12 protein-coding genes are annotated in these 15,159 nt (G+C 67.4%); 9 read left to right on the forward strand and 3 right to left on the reverse strand.

From position 1 onward, the window contains the following. The first annotated feature begins 53 nt into the window (after positions 1-53). From KB201_RS02595 to KB201_RS02605, 3 genes are all read left to right on the forward strand, one after another. Complete coding sequence (locus KB201_RS02595; protein ID WP_078113649.1) at positions 54-2,123, forward strand: 5-oxoprolinase/urea amidolyase family protein; 2,070 nt, start codon at positions 54-56, stop codon at positions 2,121-2,123. Next, positions 2,120-3,793, forward strand: a complete 1,674-nt coding sequence (atzF, locus tag KB201_RS02600) for an allophanate hydrolase (RefSeq protein WP_211538269.1) — start codon at positions 2,120-2,122, stop codon at positions 3,791-3,793. The genes KB201_RS02595 and atzF overlap by 4 nt, the downstream gene beginning before the upstream one ends. A 120-nt stretch (positions 3,794-3,913) precedes the next feature. Next, complete coding sequence (locus KB201_RS02605; RefSeq protein WP_307848023.1) at positions 3,914-5,635, forward strand: hypothetical protein; 1,722 nt, start codon at positions 3,914-3,916, stop codon at positions 5,633-5,635. A 283-nt stretch (positions 5,636-5,918) separates the two neighbouring features. Here KB201_RS02605 and KB201_RS02610 read toward each other — a convergent pair whose 3' ends face one another. Both KB201_RS02610 and KB201_RS24730 read right to left on the reverse strand, forming a co-directional pair. After that, entirely contained in the window at positions 5,919-7,163 is a 1,245-nt protein-coding gene (locus tag KB201_RS02610; protein ID WP_159371378.1) for an HNH endonuclease signature motif containing protein, read from the reverse strand. Between the two features lie 428 nt (positions 7,164-7,591). Then, positions 7,592-8,212 carry a hypothetical protein gene (locus KB201_RS24730; RefSeq protein ID WP_238994933.1) on the reverse strand — a complete coding sequence of 207 codons (621 nt, stop codon included), beginning with the start codon at positions 8,210-8,212 and terminating at the stop codon, positions 7,592-7,594. Positions 8,213-8,737: 525 nt separating this feature from the next. On the opposite strand from KB201_RS24730, the gene KB201_RS02620 reads away from it, so the two are divergent. The 3 genes from KB201_RS02620 (at position 8,738) to KB201_RS02630 (ending at position 10,549) form a co-directional block, all read left to right on the forward strand. Further along, a complete protein-coding gene (locus KB201_RS02620; protein ID WP_058252431.1) occupies positions 8,738-8,932 on the forward strand; it encodes a hypothetical protein in 195 nt (64 codons plus the stop codon). A gap of 181 nt (positions 8,933-9,113) precedes the next feature. Next, positions 9,114-10,001 carry a DUF3558 family protein gene (locus KB201_RS02625; RefSeq protein WP_078114130.1) on the forward strand — a complete coding sequence of 296 codons (888 nt, stop codon included), beginning with the start codon at positions 9,114-9,116 and terminating at the stop codon, positions 9,999-10,001. Next, complete coding sequence (locus tag KB201_RS02630; protein ID WP_078114129.1) at positions 9,998-10,549, forward strand: DUF3558 domain-containing protein; 552 nt, start codon at positions 9,998-10,000, stop codon at positions 10,547-10,549. The genes KB201_RS02625 and KB201_RS02630 overlap by 4 nt, the downstream gene beginning before the upstream one ends. 7 nt (positions 10,550-10,556) lie before the next feature. Here the strand turns inward: KB201_RS02630 and KB201_RS02635 are convergent, their stop codons facing one another. Continuing rightward, positions 10,557-11,384, reverse strand: coding sequence for an acyl-[acyl-carrier-protein] thioesterase (locus KB201_RS02635; protein WP_078114128.1), 828 nt, complete (start codon positions 11,382-11,384; stop codon positions 10,557-10,559). 100 nt (positions 11,385-11,484) lie between these two features. On the opposite strand from KB201_RS02635, the gene KB201_RS02640 reads away from it, so the two are divergent. From KB201_RS02640 to KB201_RS02650, 3 genes are read left to right on the forward strand one after another with little or no spacing between them, the layout of a single operon-like run. After that, positions 11,485-13,161 carry an FAD-dependent oxidoreductase gene (locus tag KB201_RS02640; protein ID WP_078114127.1) on the forward strand — a complete coding sequence of 559 codons (1,677 nt, stop codon included), beginning with the start codon at positions 11,485-11,487 and terminating at the stop codon, positions 13,159-13,161. 2 nt (positions 13,162-13,163) lie between these two features. Then, positions 13,164-14,438: a glycosyltransferase family 4 protein gene (locus tag KB201_RS02645; protein ID WP_078114133.1), complete on the forward strand. Its 1,275-nt coding sequence runs from the start codon at positions 13,164-13,166 to the stop codon at positions 14,436-14,438. Then, positions 14,425-15,156, forward strand: coding sequence for a class I SAM-dependent methyltransferase (locus KB201_RS02650; RefSeq protein WP_078114126.1), 732 nt, complete (start codon positions 14,425-14,427; stop codon positions 15,154-15,156). Before KB201_RS02645 ends, KB201_RS02650 begins: the two co-directional genes overlap by 14 nt. The last annotated feature ends 3 nt before the right edge of the window (positions 15,157-15,159 follow it).

Consider the following 15,159-nt stretch of genomic DNA (forward strand, 5'->3'; position numbering starts at 1 on the left):
GTTCACCTCCACGCCCCCGGGCGTCGCCTGACTCCGACGAGGATCCCACCATCATGTCTGCCACCACCACGGGCGCGGTGACCGTACTGCGGTCCGGTCCGCTCACCACCATCCAGGACTGGCCCGGCCGGGTCGGGTACTGGAAGGTCGGCGTACCCCCCTCCGGTCCCATGGACGACCTGTCCTTCCGGCTCGCCAACATCGCTGTCGGCAATCCGGGGACGGCAGCCGGTCTCGAGATCACGCTGATGGGGCCGGCCCTGCGGTTCGACCGGTCCGCGGTCGTGGCCGTCACCGGGGCGCCGGTCCCGGTGACGATCAACGGAACGGTTGCACCGCAATGGGTTCCGCTGACACTCGAACCAGGTGACGTGCTCGACATCGGATCGATCGGCACCCTCGGCATGCGGGCGTATCTGGCGGTGGGGGGCGGGTTCGACGCCGCCGATCACCTCGGGAGCCGCTCCACCTTCACCATGGGCAAGTTCGGCGGGCTCGACGGGCGGGCACTGGTGGCCGGCGACGATCTCGCGTTGCTGGGTGCGCCGGCCGGCGCACCCCGGCGCATCCTCTCCGACGAGCAGCCGGCGTTCACCAACAGCTGGCAACTGGCGGTGACCGTCGGACCCCACGGCGCCCCGGAGTTCTTCACCGAGGACGACATCGCCGATCTGTTCGCGACCGACTACGAGGTGCACTTCAACTCCGACCGGACCGGTATCCGGCTGATCGGCCCCAAACCCCGATGGGCGCGCGACGACGGTGGCGAGGCCGGCCTGCACCCGTCGAACATCCATGACACCGCCTACTCGGTCGGCGCCCTCGACTTCACCGGGGACACACCGATCCTGCTCGGCCCGGACGGCCCGAGTCTCGGTGGATTCGTGTGCCCGGTGACGGTCACGACCGCGCAGCGCTGGAAGCTCGGCCAGCTGAAGCCGGGTGACACGCTCCGGTTCGTCGCGGTGCGCGGTGACCGTGCGGCCTCGCCCGCCGAGGTGGGGCTGGGCCGGCGGGCGTGCTTCGTCGACGTCCTGTCGTCGGGCGGCGACGCCGACAACGGAATCCTGGGCACCACGACGACCGCCGACGGATCGACCACCGTCACCTACCGCCGGTCCGGCGACGACAACGTGCTCGTCGAGTACGGCGAGATGCACCTCGACCTGGCCCTGAGGGCCCGGGTACATGCGCTGGCCGAGCGGATCGCCGCCGAGAAGCCGCGCGGGCTCATCGATCTCACGCCAGGAATCCGCTCCCTGCAGGTGAAGGCGGACCCGGACGTGTGGTCGCAGGCGCACATGCTGGAGTGGCTGACCGAATGCGAGAGCCAACTGCCGGCCGCCGAAGACCTCGTGGTGCCGAGCCGCACGGTGCACCTGCCACTCTCATGGGACGACCCGGCCACTCGCGAGGCGATCGAACGGTACATGCTCGGCGTGCGGTCCGACGCCCCGTGGTGTCCGTGGAACATCGAGTTCATCCGCCGGATGAACGGCCTGGACTCCGTCGACGACGTGTACCGCACGGTCTTCGACGCGAGCTACCTCGTGCTCGGCCTCGGCGACGTCTATCTCGGTGCGCCGGTGGCCGTTCCGCTGGATCCACGCCACCGCCTGGTCACGACCAAGTACAACCCCGCCCGCACCTGGACCCCGGAGAACGCGGTGGGTATCGGCGGCGCCTACCTGTGCATCTACGGCATGGAAGGCCCGGGCGGTTATCAGTTCGTCGGACGGACAACCCAGGTGTGGAATCACCGGCATCCGTTGCCGGCCCCGGGTTTCGATCCCGAACATCCGTGGCTCCTGCGGTTCTTCGATCGAATCCACTGGTATCCGGTCAGCGCCGAAGAGCTCTTGGACATGCGGGCCGACGTCGCCGCCGGGCGCGGCGACAGCACGAAGATCGTCGACGGTGAGTTCTCGCTGGCCGCGCACCAGCGCTTCCTCGACGAGCACGCCGGCGACATCGCGGCTCGCCGGGAGACGATGGAGATCGCCCGTGCGGAGGAGCGCGAGAGATGGTCGTTACAAGGTGAATTCGCTGCGCGAGCGGCCGGTGTGAGCGTGGCCGACGGCGGAGCGTCGGAGCGCGCGGACGACGAGGAGCGGGTGGCATGAGCAGGATCGACGAGGTGTACGCGCGGATCGCCGAGGCGGATCGTCCGGAGGTGTTCATCACGCTCCGGCCCGAGGCCGAGGTGCGTGCCGAATACGAGCGGTCCGTCGCGACCGGCGGCCCGCTGGCGGGCATTCTTCTCGCGGTCAAGGACAACGTCGACGTCGGCGGTCTGCCGACCACCGCCGGGTGTCCCGGTTTCGCTTTCACCCCCAAGGCCGATGCGCCCGCGGTCGCCGCCCTGCGTGCGGCCGGCGCGGTGGTGCTGGGCAAGACCAATCTCGACCAGTTCGCGACCGGACTGGTGGGTACGCGCAGTCCCTATGGTGCGGTGCGGGATTCCCGACGCCCCGACCGCATCTCGGGTGGATCGAGCTCGGGGTCGGCGGTGGCGGTGGCCCTCGGATTCGCCGACATCGCCATCGGGACCGACACCGCCGGGTCGGGTCGGGTGCCGGCGGGCCTGCAGGGCATCGTCGGTGTCAAGCCGACCCTCGGTGTCGTCTCCACCGACGGAGTCGTACCCGCCTGTCGGAGCTACGATGTCCTCACCATCTTCGCCGCCGACCTCGCGCTGGCCGACCGATCGGTTGCGGTGATGGCGAAAGCCGCTGGGACACGCCCCTTCCCGAAGTCTATGCCCTACGCCGCGCCCGAACGCCCGGTCGTCGCCGTGCCCACCGAGCTGCCCGGTCTGGACGACAGATGGCGCGCCGCGTTCGACGACGCGGTGCATCGTGCCGAGGCGGCGGGGCTCATGATCAAGACCATCGACCTGTCGCCGTTCCTCGAGGCCGCCCGGCTCCTCTACGACGACGCGCTCGTCGCCGAGCGATACGAGGCGGTGGGGGAGTACCTCGATTCCGTTGCCGATCCCGGCGCCGCCGGCCTCGATCCGACGGTGTCGGCCATCATCGGTGCGGCGGACCGTTTCTCGGCGGTCGACCTGTTGCGCGCCCGTTGTCGGCTTGCGGACCTTCGTGCGGCGGCGATGGACCAGTGGGGCGATGCGACGGTCCTGATGGTCCCGACCGCGCCGGCGCACCCGACGCTCGCCGAGGTGGCCGCCGATCCGGTGGGCGTGAACTCGCGGATGGGCACGTACACCAACTTCTGCAACCTCTTCGACCTCTGCGGACTCGCGGTGCCGGCCGGGACGGTCATCGAAGGAGACGGCAGCACAGCCCAGTTCGGCGTCACGTTCCTGGGCGTCGCGCATGCCGACGCCGTGCTCGTCGACGTGGCACGTCGCTTCGTCGGTGACGACTCGGTGGCGTCCTCCTGGGCGGAGCCCGACGATGCGATCGAACTCGCGGTCTTCGGGGCGCACATGCGGGGTGGGCCTCTGACGCACGAGCTCAGCGAACGGGGTGCCCGGTGGGCCGGCGAGGTCACCACGACCCAGTCGTACCGTCTGGTCGCACTTGATACGACCCCGCCCAAACCGGGACTGATCCGCGATCCCGAGGCCGGCCGTGCGATTCGCGGCGAGGTGTGGACGCTCGCCCCGTCGGCGCTGGGGGAGTTCCTGGCCGCCCTGCCCGAGCCGATGATGCTGGGCAAGGTCGAGATCGCCGCGGGAGAGAGCGGTCCTGCCCGCTGGCTCGTGGGATTCGGGTGCGCCGCCGACGCCGGTGCCACCGGTCAGGGTCTCGATCGCGACCGCTGGTAGGGGTGGGACGTCTGACCAGAACCGCCGATTCGTGCCATTTCCTCCGATCGACCATCTGTTCACCGAGCGTGATGATTCACTTACTCAGCTCGGGCGGTCGGGGAGAAGAGGGTGGGACGGATGACCAGGTTGGGGCGCAGCGGAATTCAGCGATCGAAGAAGGTCGCTCGACGCGAGAACCGGAAGCAGCGGCGGCAGCATCGTGCGATCGCGGGGGCGGCCGCGTTGGCGACCGTCGCCGCGATCGGAGCGGGGCAGGTCGCGGAGCCGACGGTGGCCGAGGCCGCGGTGATACCACCGGCGATCGGCGAACTCGACGACTGGCTGAACGGTTTCAACAGCGGAAACCCGCTCGGCAGTCTGATCTCCGAGATCGGGAACGGCGCGCTCGCCGACATCGCGGAGCAGTGGCGCATCCAGAGCTGCCTGTCCGGCGGCGTCCGGGACGGGGCCGACTGCTCTCAGTCGAGCACCGAGCTCGGCGGCATCGGACTCGCCGTCGTCCTGCCCGACCGCATCGAGGTGGTGCCGGTCGCGATCTACGATCCGGTCAAGCAGGTGTTCGACACCGTGTCCGGTTCGGTCCTCGGCGACATCCTCCGCTTTCTCGGCATCGACCTGCCGCCGACGATGACCGACGGCCCCGCCACCGAGGGTTCGGCGACGGTCGCCGGGAACGGCTTCCAGTTCGCGCTCGCATACCGTGGCGGCGACGCAACTGCGACATCGTATCTGCCGCTGAGCATCGCGACCGCGGGGGCGAGTGACGGACGGACGGCGAGGTCGTTCGCACTGATCGGGATGGCACACGCGTGGAACACCGGGCCGCTCGACGTCACGGTCCTCGGCGAGACGATCACGACGATCCCCGGCGTCCAGGGCGTGGGTTGCTATGGCGGCCTCACCGGTGCCTATGCCGACGGCGTCGGAGCCTGCGCGAACGTGCTGGGCACCTTCGACTTCCGGTGGCAGCAACCGAACGGCGAACTCCAGTTCGCGCTCACTGACCCGACAGCGCTGATCGCCGATCCGGGAGGGGTTCTCGGCGGACTCGGCGCCGACGTTCTCGAGGGTCTGCTCGCCGGCGCCCTGAGTGGTTCCGGAATCGACTTCGACGGCGACTGGATGTCGCTTTCCAAGGACTTCGCCCGCCTGAGCATCGGGGGCGACTACGACCTGTTCAGCGGGAACTTCCTCCGGCTGACGAGCGATTACGGATTCACGGCTCCGATCACCGTCGACTGGCTGGGTTCGACCGTCACCTTCCGACCGCTGGTCGAGGTCAACGGCGAGCTCCGGCCGAATCGACTGGGCCTGCCGGTCATCGAATTCGGGCAACTCGACACCGGCGAACTCGTCCCCGTGATCCGCATCCCGAGTTACGAGTTCCCGTTCGGCCTGCCCGCCACCGATCCAATAGACACCGGCGCGTCGAACACTTTGGCGCGCGCGAGCATGTCGGTCGTCGACACATCGGCGGATTCGGCCGCCACCGACGATGAGACCGACGAGGCCGATAGCTACGTCGGCAAGCACCGCTCGGCGGAGAACTCCTACGTCGGCAAGCACCGGACGCCAGAGCCCACCGACTACAGCGGCGTCGAGGGCTCGGATGCCGGCGACGCCGATGCAGCCGAGTCGGGCGGCTCGGACTCCGACAGCGAGGATTCCGGGAACCCGGATTCGGACAGCGTCGATCCCGACGTCTCGGCTCCCGACAGCTCGGATTCCGACGGAGCCGATGCCGACACCTCGGATTCCGACGACACCGACCCCGGGAGCGGGTCGGACTCTAGCGTCGATTCAGATTCCGGCACTGACTCCGGAGATGCCGCGGCCTGATCCGGCAGAGCCGCAAGTTCCGTGCTTCCTGAGCTGAGGGGTGGGTGTTGGCCGACCATGGCTGACCTACCCGCGTGGCCAACGGTTGCTGTCGAGGGCGAGATCGGTGGATTTCATTGCAAGGTCGCCCCCGACCCAACCGGGATGTGTACCGAAAGTGATTGCAAGTGATTGCCTTTCGCTGCAGCATCCCGGTGGGTGGGGTTCGGTTTCACACTGTGGAGTTGTCAAAGATCGTGTGGCATCGGGGTCGATGCCCGAGGGTCTGGTGCGGCGGGGACGGTTAGACGAGTGCGTCGTCGAGTCGCATGGTGCGCCGATTGTAGGCGGGTCGGGGGAGGCGTTTCGGGTCGATGTCGGCGGGTGGGATCAACCAGGGATGCCGGTCCGGGCCCATCACCACCTCCCAGCCGTGGTGATGGACCTGGGTGTGGCAGCGCTGGCAGAGTAGGCAGCCGTTGTCCAGATCCGTCGGTCCGCCGTCGGCCCAGTGGACCAGATGATGCACTTGGGTATGTGCTGCTGGGGCACCGCATTTCACACAACACGCATCCCGCACGACGATCGCCTGACGTAAGTGATGCGGAAACAGTCGTTTCGTCGTTCCCATCCGTAGCGGCACGCCTTCGGCGTCGAGGACGATCTCGGCGACCGCGCCGTCACACGACAACCGGCGCGCCGTCGACGCCGACACCACGCCCACCCACGGCAGACGCGCCGGATCGGCAGCGTCAGCAGGGATGGTGACCAGTAGTTGGGTGCGTGGTGCTCCTGCGGTGGTCATGGCCGCGCCGATCGCGGCCTGATCGAGCAGGAGTTCCAGACCGTCGGCGCGGCGTTGGCCGGCATCGCGGCGGTCGTCGGCGCCGTCGGGTTCGGGGCGTGGGCAGGAGCGTTCGTCGATCATCGTCAAGAATTTTTCCCCGATCACTGCGGTGACGTCTGCGCTGATCGCGACCCGGCCTTCGTCGGTCACCCTGGTGTGCAAGGTGTTCAGCGACGCATCATCGGCCGGCGCGACCGCGTGCGGATCGTCATCGGCGACCCGCATGGCGATGCTCCGGGCGTGAGTGTTGATCTCGGCGGGGGTGGCACCGGAGAAGGCCTGCGCCAGTAGTTCGCTTTCGAACGCCGACAGGTCGTCGTCGGTCAGCGCGGGCGCTGCCTGTTTGTCGATGGACGCGATGCCGCGGACCACGGCATCGACACACTCGGCCGCGAGATACCCGTCGGCGGCGCAGTCGGCGACTTTCGGCAACGATCCCAGTCCGGCGGCGATCCGTGCACCGCGGTGCGCGGCCGTCGGGGGTAGGCCCATCTCGATCAGCCAGGATCGGGTCGTCGACCCAGCTCGCGCCGGTGCCCCCGAATCCTCCAACAGGGCGATGTGGACGGCGATCTGGTGATCGAGGACGTTGCGCAGCACGCGTAGTCCGTCGAGTCGCTCGACTACCAGGCGACCACTCCCGTCGTCGGGCGGGGGTTGCAGACCAATGAGGGTGTCGCGGAGCTCGGTGATCGAGGACATGAGACCAATGTACTCGCCAAGACGTTCGACGACGAGGTTTGTCCACAACCTATCTGCCGTCGAATCAAGCTGTGCGGCAATCTATGTCACACTAACATCAGTGGTGAACCGCAGTGAACCGTGGTGAACAGAAACCCCAGCAGTCACAGGCTGTTGATCGAACAGGGTTGTCATCGCCACTACGCAGCCGACAACAGGAGCGGGTGCGACGCCGAGGATGTGCAACGAAACAGCCGACTGCCCGCGCATTTTCCCTGAGCCCAGCCGAGTCGCACCGCATCGGCAGACGAAAGCGGGTCGCGACCCGGAAGACCGCCGGCTCCGTCATCTGTGCAATCGGATCGGCAACCTGATCAACGCCAACCTGCCATACACCTACGGTCAGTAATCGGAATCCGCGACGTTTCATCCGTCCTCGGTTCCGTGGGTCAGTCGTAGAACGGCTGGCGACCGTAGCGGTCTGCGGTCACGACATCGATGTCGTTTCGCAATGTGAGGTCGCGGATGGTGGCTGTGTTCGCCCCGATCCCGGCCCAGTGAGGATCGGTGTCGCTTGCCAGGCACCAGGCATGGTCAGCGGGCCATACAAAGGCCGGCGGGTCGTGAAACATCGCAGGCGTTTCGTGCGTCAAGGGCTCCTCCCACGCCTTGAGGTCGGACAGTGTGCCGACGTAGAGGTGGTAGCCGCGGTTGGGGATGTACATCCGAGGGCCACCCGGTACAGGAGACACGACACCTGAATAGCCGGCCCAGATCGCGAAGTAGCACTCGTCCGAGCTGCGCGTCGCCGCAGCCAGGGCTCTACACGTCCTGGCGACGATGGCGTGCTCGTAGCCCTCATAGGCGGGCTCTGTGAAGTCCTTGTTCGGAACGCTCTGGTGAGGACGGTCTGGATCCGGTATGAAACGGACCCGTGCGTAGGCCTCGAACTCAGGAGGGCCGAACAGCGCTAGAGCTTTCCAAGCCTGGCCCGACGCGACGTTGTCGGTCGCGTCACGACTTCGTGTGATCCAGTCCGCGGCTGAGACGTCAGCACAGAAACGCAGCATGCCACGACTATGCGCCGGACGGGGTTGCCGCGGCCATCCTTTGTGAGAACGCCGGGGCGTCTCATCTGATGCAATATGCAGTCGATTACTTACCAGGTGAACCAGGTCAGACCAGACTTCGGAGCGAAGCAAGAAGTAGAAACCGCGGCCCTCCACATTCCACCAGAATGGAAGCCGCTGAACGGCATAGACATGTCAGTCGGAGTAGACATGATCGGGTGGACCCGACATCGGTGCCGGCTCCGCCGCGGTCACCGACATCCTCGCCGACCCGCACATGTTCGCGTTGGACGTCCCGGCCGACTCCTCGGGCAGATACATCTGCCGACATCGGACCGTGTGGCTGACGATATGGCTATTCGCTTCGCGGGCAGTTCGATGAGCTGAGAGCAGGGGTCAGACCGCAGAGTCCCTGACCGGAACGGGGGCGATTTTCCGGGCCTGTCGCGACACGCGGCTACCCTGGGCACACGACCCCGGGCCGTTCACGGGCCGATCCGGGTGCAACCGACCAGGGAGGGCATCATGGCCATCGATCGGGACAAGAGCAGAGCGGTGTCGGAGGTCGTGCGTCAGCACCCGGCGATGAGCCTGGTCGCGGTGTCACCGGGCATCGCGGTGTTCGTGACGTTGCTGCTGCTCGACCAGACCTTCTTGGCGATCTTGTTCCTCGTCCTGGCCGTCGGCGGGGGCGCATACCTGCTGACGCGCAAGCGCTGACGGTGTCGCCTGTTCAGCACCCGCGGCGAGCTGGGCGACCCCGCTACAGTGGTGCCCAACGAGCACCCGGCAGGGTTGAAAGCGCGGTGAAGGGAGTCGGCGTCGTGGGCACTGAACCGGGTCGGGGCGCCTGCGCCGGACGGACTCCCGGGTTGCGGACGAGTCGGCTGGGCGGCTGACCATGTCCACCCGCGTCGATGCCTACATCTGGGCCATCCGTCTGACCAAGACCCGATCGGCGGCGGGCGCCGCGTGTCGGGGCGGGCACGTCCGCGTGAACGGGGTGACCGCCAAACCGGCCCAGCCGGTGGTGCCGGGTGACGAGGTCCGCGTACGGCTCGCCGGACGGGAGCGCATCGTCGAGGTCACCAGGACGATCAGTAAGCGGGTGTCGGCGCCGATGGCCGCCGAGTGCTTCATCGACCGGTCTCCGCCGCCGCCGCCGAAGGAGATCCTCGCGAGTCAGCCGCGTCGCGACCGCGGTGCCGGTCGGCCGACGAAACGTGAACGGCGTCAACTGGATCGGCTGCGCGACGGCACCTTCCTCATCGCGGTTCTGGCAGCGATCACGCTTCTCGTCGGCGCCTGCTCGGACGACGAGCCGACGTCAGATCCAAACTCTCCGAACACGCCCGAGGCGCCCGCCCAGGCCGGTTCCGGACCGTTCTTCGGCGAATGCGGCGGCGTGTCCCTCGACGAGGTGGTCCGCATCACCGGGTTCGGTGGACTCACCGAGACCGTGAACAACACTTCGGTGTGCGAATGGGACACGACCGGTTCGCGGACGGGTGCCGTCGCCTCGTTCAATTGGTATCGCGGATCGCCGATCGGTCGTGAGGAGGCGAACGTGAAATTGTCGCGCGACGTCACCAACAGACTCGAGATCGACGGCCACGAGGGATTCATCGGTTACACGCAATCAGGGCAGATCTGTGAGGTCGGCGTCGGTTTCGGCGCGGACTTCTTCGAATGGTCGATCCGCGGCGACGCGGCGACACCACGGCCGATCGAAGAGATCTGTGACGCCGCACGCGAGCTGGCGACGCTGTCGATAGAGCGTGCGTCGTGAAGCGCGCCCTCATCGTGATCGCCGCGCTGCTGCTGGGACTGACCGCCCTGGCTGGGTGTGCGCGCACCGTCGACGGTGAGGCGGTGCCGTTGGGGGCCGCGGACCAGTCCGGCAGCAGCGACATCGACACCGACCAGTTCGACCGGCTCTTGCTGGAATGCGATGTGCTACCCGACGCGATGATCGCCGATGTCGTCGCCGGCGGCGGGTTCGCCGAACGGTCGTTCAGCGGGGCCATCTGCCGATGGTTGGTCTCCGGCACCACCGACGTGGTGAGTGTGACGTTCAACTGGTTCGAGTGGGGCAACGTCAACGTGGAGAAGGAGACGGCCAAGAAGCTCGGGTTCCAGACCGAGAACATCAAGGTCGCCAGCCAGTCGGCGTTCACCCAGCGCAGTCCCGACCGGCCGGGCGTCTGCGGTGTGACCGCCCGCGCGCCGAGCCGCGGCATCTTCACCTGGTTCGTCGAACCTCGCAGCGCGCCCCAGGGCGATCCGTGCGCGGCGCCGATCAAGCTGATGGAGTTGCTGCTCCAGGGCGGTCAGTAGAAGTTGCTCACCCCGGGAGCGGCCCGACGACGACGCTGGCCGCGACCACGAGTTCGTCGCCGGTGCCCGGCATCAGCAACCACACGGTGAGCCGGTCGCCCTCGCGCACCCGGCGCAGGACCAGCCGCGTGCCCGGCACGATGGGCCGGAGATACTCGATGACCACCCGGTGCGGAGCGTCGACCAGGTCGGGATGCTCGACCAGTTCGTCCTCGATCGCCTCGAGGTAGGCGGCATTGTTGAGGTGCTTGAACGGGTCGAAGTCGGTGATCCGGAGAACGTGTTCACGGTCGGGGAAGTCGATGTCGGCGGCGTCGGGGGCCTTCTCGGGGTTCATCGACCGCCAGCGAAGGCGGTGCTCGTCGGTCATCGCCGACAGCATCGCGAAGGCGTCGTCGGACAGGCGTGACGGCACGCCCTGCTCGTTGACGTTGATCCAGAACGCCTCGGTCTCGATCAGGCCCGCGGGACGCGGTCGGGGGTTGAACCGGTTTGTCTCGTGCTCGGCGGTGAGGCGCACGCGCATGTTGGTCCAGCGCGTCGACAGGGCACCGCACCAGCGCTGCGCGGTCACCGTACCCGGCCAGGTGATGGGCTCGATGACATCGATGATGGTCCGCCGAACGATCCAGAACGGGTCGGTCGCGCTGAACTCGGTTGCCTCGAGGTTGTCGTTGGCGACGTCCTGCAGGTAGCGGGCCACCGCATCGAGGCGCACACGCATGTCCTGATCGACGTCGCCGGTGCGGACGCGATAGCCCACCTCGTAGAACTGGGCACCAGGCTTGCGATCCGGGAGTGATGCAACCGACACTGCTGGCGTAACCTGGCTCACTCGAGTCCCTCCGATAGGTCGCCGGTATCTTTGCGGCTAAGATACATTCAATCGGAAAAATAGAACACGTTCTACGTGTCGGATCACGAGGAAACAGCAGATGGCGCATGTGATTACCCGCCCATGTTGCAACGATGCCAGTTGCGTCAGCGTGTGTCCGGTGAACTGCATTCACCCCACGCCCGACGAGCCGGAGTTCCTCACGGCGGAGGCCCTCTACATCGATCCGGAGACCTGCATCGATTGCGGCGCCTGCATCGACGAGTGCCCGGTGGAGGCGATCATCCCCGACGATCAGCTGGACGAGCGTGACGAGCCGTACCTCCAGATCAACGCGGACTACTACAAGGACCACGACGTCGAGGGCGGCCTCGTGCCACCGCGCAAGGCACCCAAGCTGCCCGAGAAGGAACTGCACGTGGCCATCGTGGGTGCCGGGCCGGCGGCCTTCTATGCCGCGGAGGAGCTCGTCCGCAAACCGGCCATCAAGGTCGACATGTTTGACCGGCTGCCGACGCCCTACGGACTCGTGCGCGCCGGGGTCGCACCGGACCACAGCGCCACCAAGGGCGTGGAGAAGACCTTCGCCTCGGTCGCGGCGAAGAAGAACTTCAGCTACTACCTCAATGTCGAGGTCGGCAAGCACATCAGCCACGACGAGCTGGTCGCCCGCTACCACGCGGTGATCTACGCGGTCGGCGCCGCGACCGACAAGCGGCTGGGAATCGAAGGCGAGGATCTGCGCAATTCGGTCGCCGCGACCCAGTTCGTCGCCTGGTACAACGGTCACCCGGACTTCGCCGACCTCGACGTCGATCTGTCGGGCGAGCGGGCCGTCGTGGTCGGCAACGGCAACGTGGCACTCGACGTCGCGCGCATCCTCGTCACCGACCCGGACGAGCTCGCCAAGACCGACATCGCCGACCACGCCCTCGCGAAGCTGCGTGAATCCAACATCTCCGAGGTGGTGCTCCTGGGCCGCCGCGGCGTGGCGCAGGCGGCATACACCAACAGCGAGTTCCTGGCACTCGGTGACGTCGACGGTGTCGACGTCGTCATCGACCCCGACGAGCTGGTCCTCGACCCGGCCTCGGAGGCGGCGCAGTCCGACGACACGCTCGACTCGACGATCGCCACCAAGGTGCGTCTCGCCCGAGAATTCGCCGAGCGTCCGCAGACGCCGGGCAACAAGCGCATCGTGTTCCGGTTCCTCACGTCTCCCGTCGAAATTGCCGGTGACGGGGAAGTGGCTACGCTTACGTGCGTGCGCAACGCCTACGCCGACGCGACCGGGACAGTCGCGGTGACACCCACCGAGGATCGGTTCGACCTCGAGACCGGACTGGTCCTGCGGGCCATCGGTTACCGGGGCGTGCCGGTCACCGACCTACCGTTCGACGAGGGGCACGGCGTCGTCCCCAACACCGAGGGGCGGGTCCAGACCGCGGCCGACGGCGATGTGATGCCCGGCCTGTACGTCACGGGTTGGATCAAGCGAGGAGCGACAGGGGGTATCGGCATGAACCGCATCTGCGGTCAGGAGACCGCGCAGGCGGTCATCGCGGACTTCGTCGCCGCCGCGTTCGACGACCCCTCGACCTCGCGGGACGACGTCGCCGCACTCGTGGCCGACCGCGGCGCCAACCGCATCGACCTCACGGGCTGGAAGGCGATCGACGCCGCCGAGAAGTCCGCGGGCAGGGCCACCGGCCGGGTCCGCACGAAGTTCGTCAGAATCTCCGAGTTCGAGGCGGCTGCCACCGCCGGGGCGCAGTGACCGTGCGCATCGCACTGCTCTCGTACCGAAGCAAGCCGCACTGCGGTGGCCAGGGCGTCTACGTCCGCCACCTCTCCCGCGAACTGGCACTGCTGGGGCACAGCGTCGAGATCTTCTCGGGGCAGCCCTACCCCGAACTGGACCAGGTGGCCATCGACGCCGGGGTCACCGTCACCAAAGTGCCGAGCCTCGGTCTCTACGACGAGCCGGACCCGTTCCGGACGCCTCGTCCGGGCGAGTACCGCGATTGGATCGACGTGCTCGAGGTCGGCTCGATGTGGACGGCGAGCTTCGGCGAACCGCTCACGTTCAGCCTCCGGGTGGCGCGCCTTCTCAAAGAGCGCCGCGACGACTTCGACATCGTGCACGACAACCAGTGCCTCGGTTACGGACTGCTCGACATCCAGAAGGCCGGGTTCCCGCTGATCGCGACGATCCACCACCCCATCACCCGCGACCGCACACTGGCGGTGAAGGCGGCCAAGGGGTGGCGCAAGATCAGTGCCTGGCGGTGGCATTCGTTCCTGCGCATGCAGGGGCGCGTCTCACGCCGTATCCCCGAGCTGCTCACCGTTTCCCGCAGCAGCGAGGTCGACATCCGCAAGGCCTTCGACATCCCGTCGGGTCGGATCACCACCATCCCGCTGGGGGTGGACACCGAGATCTTCACGCCGGCCGCCACGCGCGTTCCCGGACGTATCGTGTGTGTCGCCAGTGCCGACGCGCCGCTGAAGGGTGTCTCGTACCTGCTCGAGGCGGTCGCGAAGCTGTCCTCCGAGCGGGATGTCGAATTGGTACTGGTGTCTAAGTTGGACCCGAACGGTCCGTCCGCCAAGATGATCGAGGATCTGGCGATCGGCGATCGCGTCTCGGTGGTGTCCGGCCTCGAGGACTCCGAGATCGCCGGCCTGCTCGCCTCCGCCGAGGTGGCGTGTGTGCCCTCGTTGTACGAGGGGTTCTCGCTGCCGGCGGTCGAGGCCATGAGTTGCGGAACGCCGCTGGTGGCAACCCGGGCCGGTGCGATCCCCGAGGTCGTCGGCACCGCTGAGGAGGCGGCGTTGCTGGTGCCGCCGCGGGATTCCGGATGCCTGGCGCAGGCGATCGGCCGGCTGCTGGACGATGCCGATCTGCGGACGCGTCTCGGCGACGGTGGTCGTCGACGCGCCGAGGAGCACTACAGCTGGGCAGCAGTGGCCGCGAAGACTGCGGCTCACTACGAAACCGTGCTCGCCGGACATCGGCGGGCAACAGAAGGGACATCGAGTGCTCACAGTTGATTTCGACCGGCTTGGCGTTGGACCGGGCACCAAGGCGATCGACATCGGGGCGGGGCAGGGTAGGCACTCGTTCGAGATGTTCCGTCGTGGCGCGGAGGTCATCGCCTTCGACATGTCCGAGAGCGACATGTCCGACGTCGGTGAGATGTTCGACGCCATGATGGCGGAGGGTCACGTGCCCGCGTCGGCCAAGGCGCGCGCCGAGGTCGGGGATGCGCTTCGACTCCCGTACGCGGACAACAGCTTCGACGTCGTCCTGATGAGCGAGATCCTCGAGCACATCCCGACCGACGAGGGCGCGATCAATGAGATGGTGCGCGTGCTGAAGCCGGGTGGCGTCGCCGCGGTCACCGTGCCCCGGTACTGGCCGGAGAAGGTGTGCTGGGCCCTGTCGGACGAGTACCACGAGGTCGAGGGCGGACACGTCCGCATCTACAAGGCCTCCGAGCTCGCGGGCAAGTTGCAGCGAGCCGGACTCGAGGTCACCGGCACCGACCACGCCCATGCCCTGCACGCCCCCTACTGGTGGCTGAAATGCGCTGTGGGAGTCGAGAACAACGACAATGTCCTGGTGAAGGGCTACCACCAGCTGTTGGTCTGGGACATGATGAGCAAGCCGTGGCTGACCCGGGTCGGCGAGCAGGTGCTCAACCCGCTCATCGGCAAGTCGGTGGCCCTCTACCTGCGCAAGCCCGAGACCGCCACCGCGTCTTCATGACGG

The sequence above is a fragment of the Gordonia sp. SCSIO 19800 genome, from assembly GCF_018132775.1.
In the GTDB taxonomy this organism is placed as follows: Bacteria; Actinomycetota; Actinomycetes; order Mycobacteriales; family Mycobacteriaceae; genus Gordonia; species Gordonia hongkongensis.

Bases quoted from the DNA above. Each gene is read 5' to 3' on its own strand.
- KB201_RS02595 (WP_078113649.1), top strand. From the start codon at position 54: ATGTCTGCCACCACCACGGGCGCGGTGACCGTACTGCGGTCCGGTCCG.
- atzF (WP_211538269.1), top strand. From the start codon at position 2,120: ATGAGCAGGATCGACGAGGTGTACGCGCGGATCGCCGAGGCGGATCGT.
- KB201_RS02605 (WP_307848023.1), top strand. From the start codon at position 3,914: ATGACCAGGTTGGGGCGCAGCGGAATTCAGCGATCGAAGAAGGTCGCT.
- KB201_RS02610 (WP_159371378.1), bottom strand. From the start codon at position 7,163: ATGTCCTCGATCACCGAGCTCCGCGACACCCTCATTGGTCTGCAACCC.
- KB201_RS24730 (WP_238994933.1), bottom strand. From the start codon at position 8,212: ATGCTGCGTTTCTGTGCTGACGTCTCAGCCGCGGACTGGATCACACGA.
- KB201_RS02620 (WP_058252431.1), top strand. From the start codon at position 8,738: ATGGCCATCGATCGGGACAAGAGCAGAGCGGTGTCGGAGGTCGTGCGT.
- KB201_RS02625 (WP_078114130.1), top strand. From the start codon at position 9,114: ATGTCCACCCGCGTCGATGCCTACATCTGGGCCATCCGTCTGACCAAG.
- KB201_RS02640 (WP_078114127.1), top strand. From the start codon at position 11,485: ATGGCGCATGTGATTACCCGCCCATGTTGCAACGATGCCAGTTGCGTC.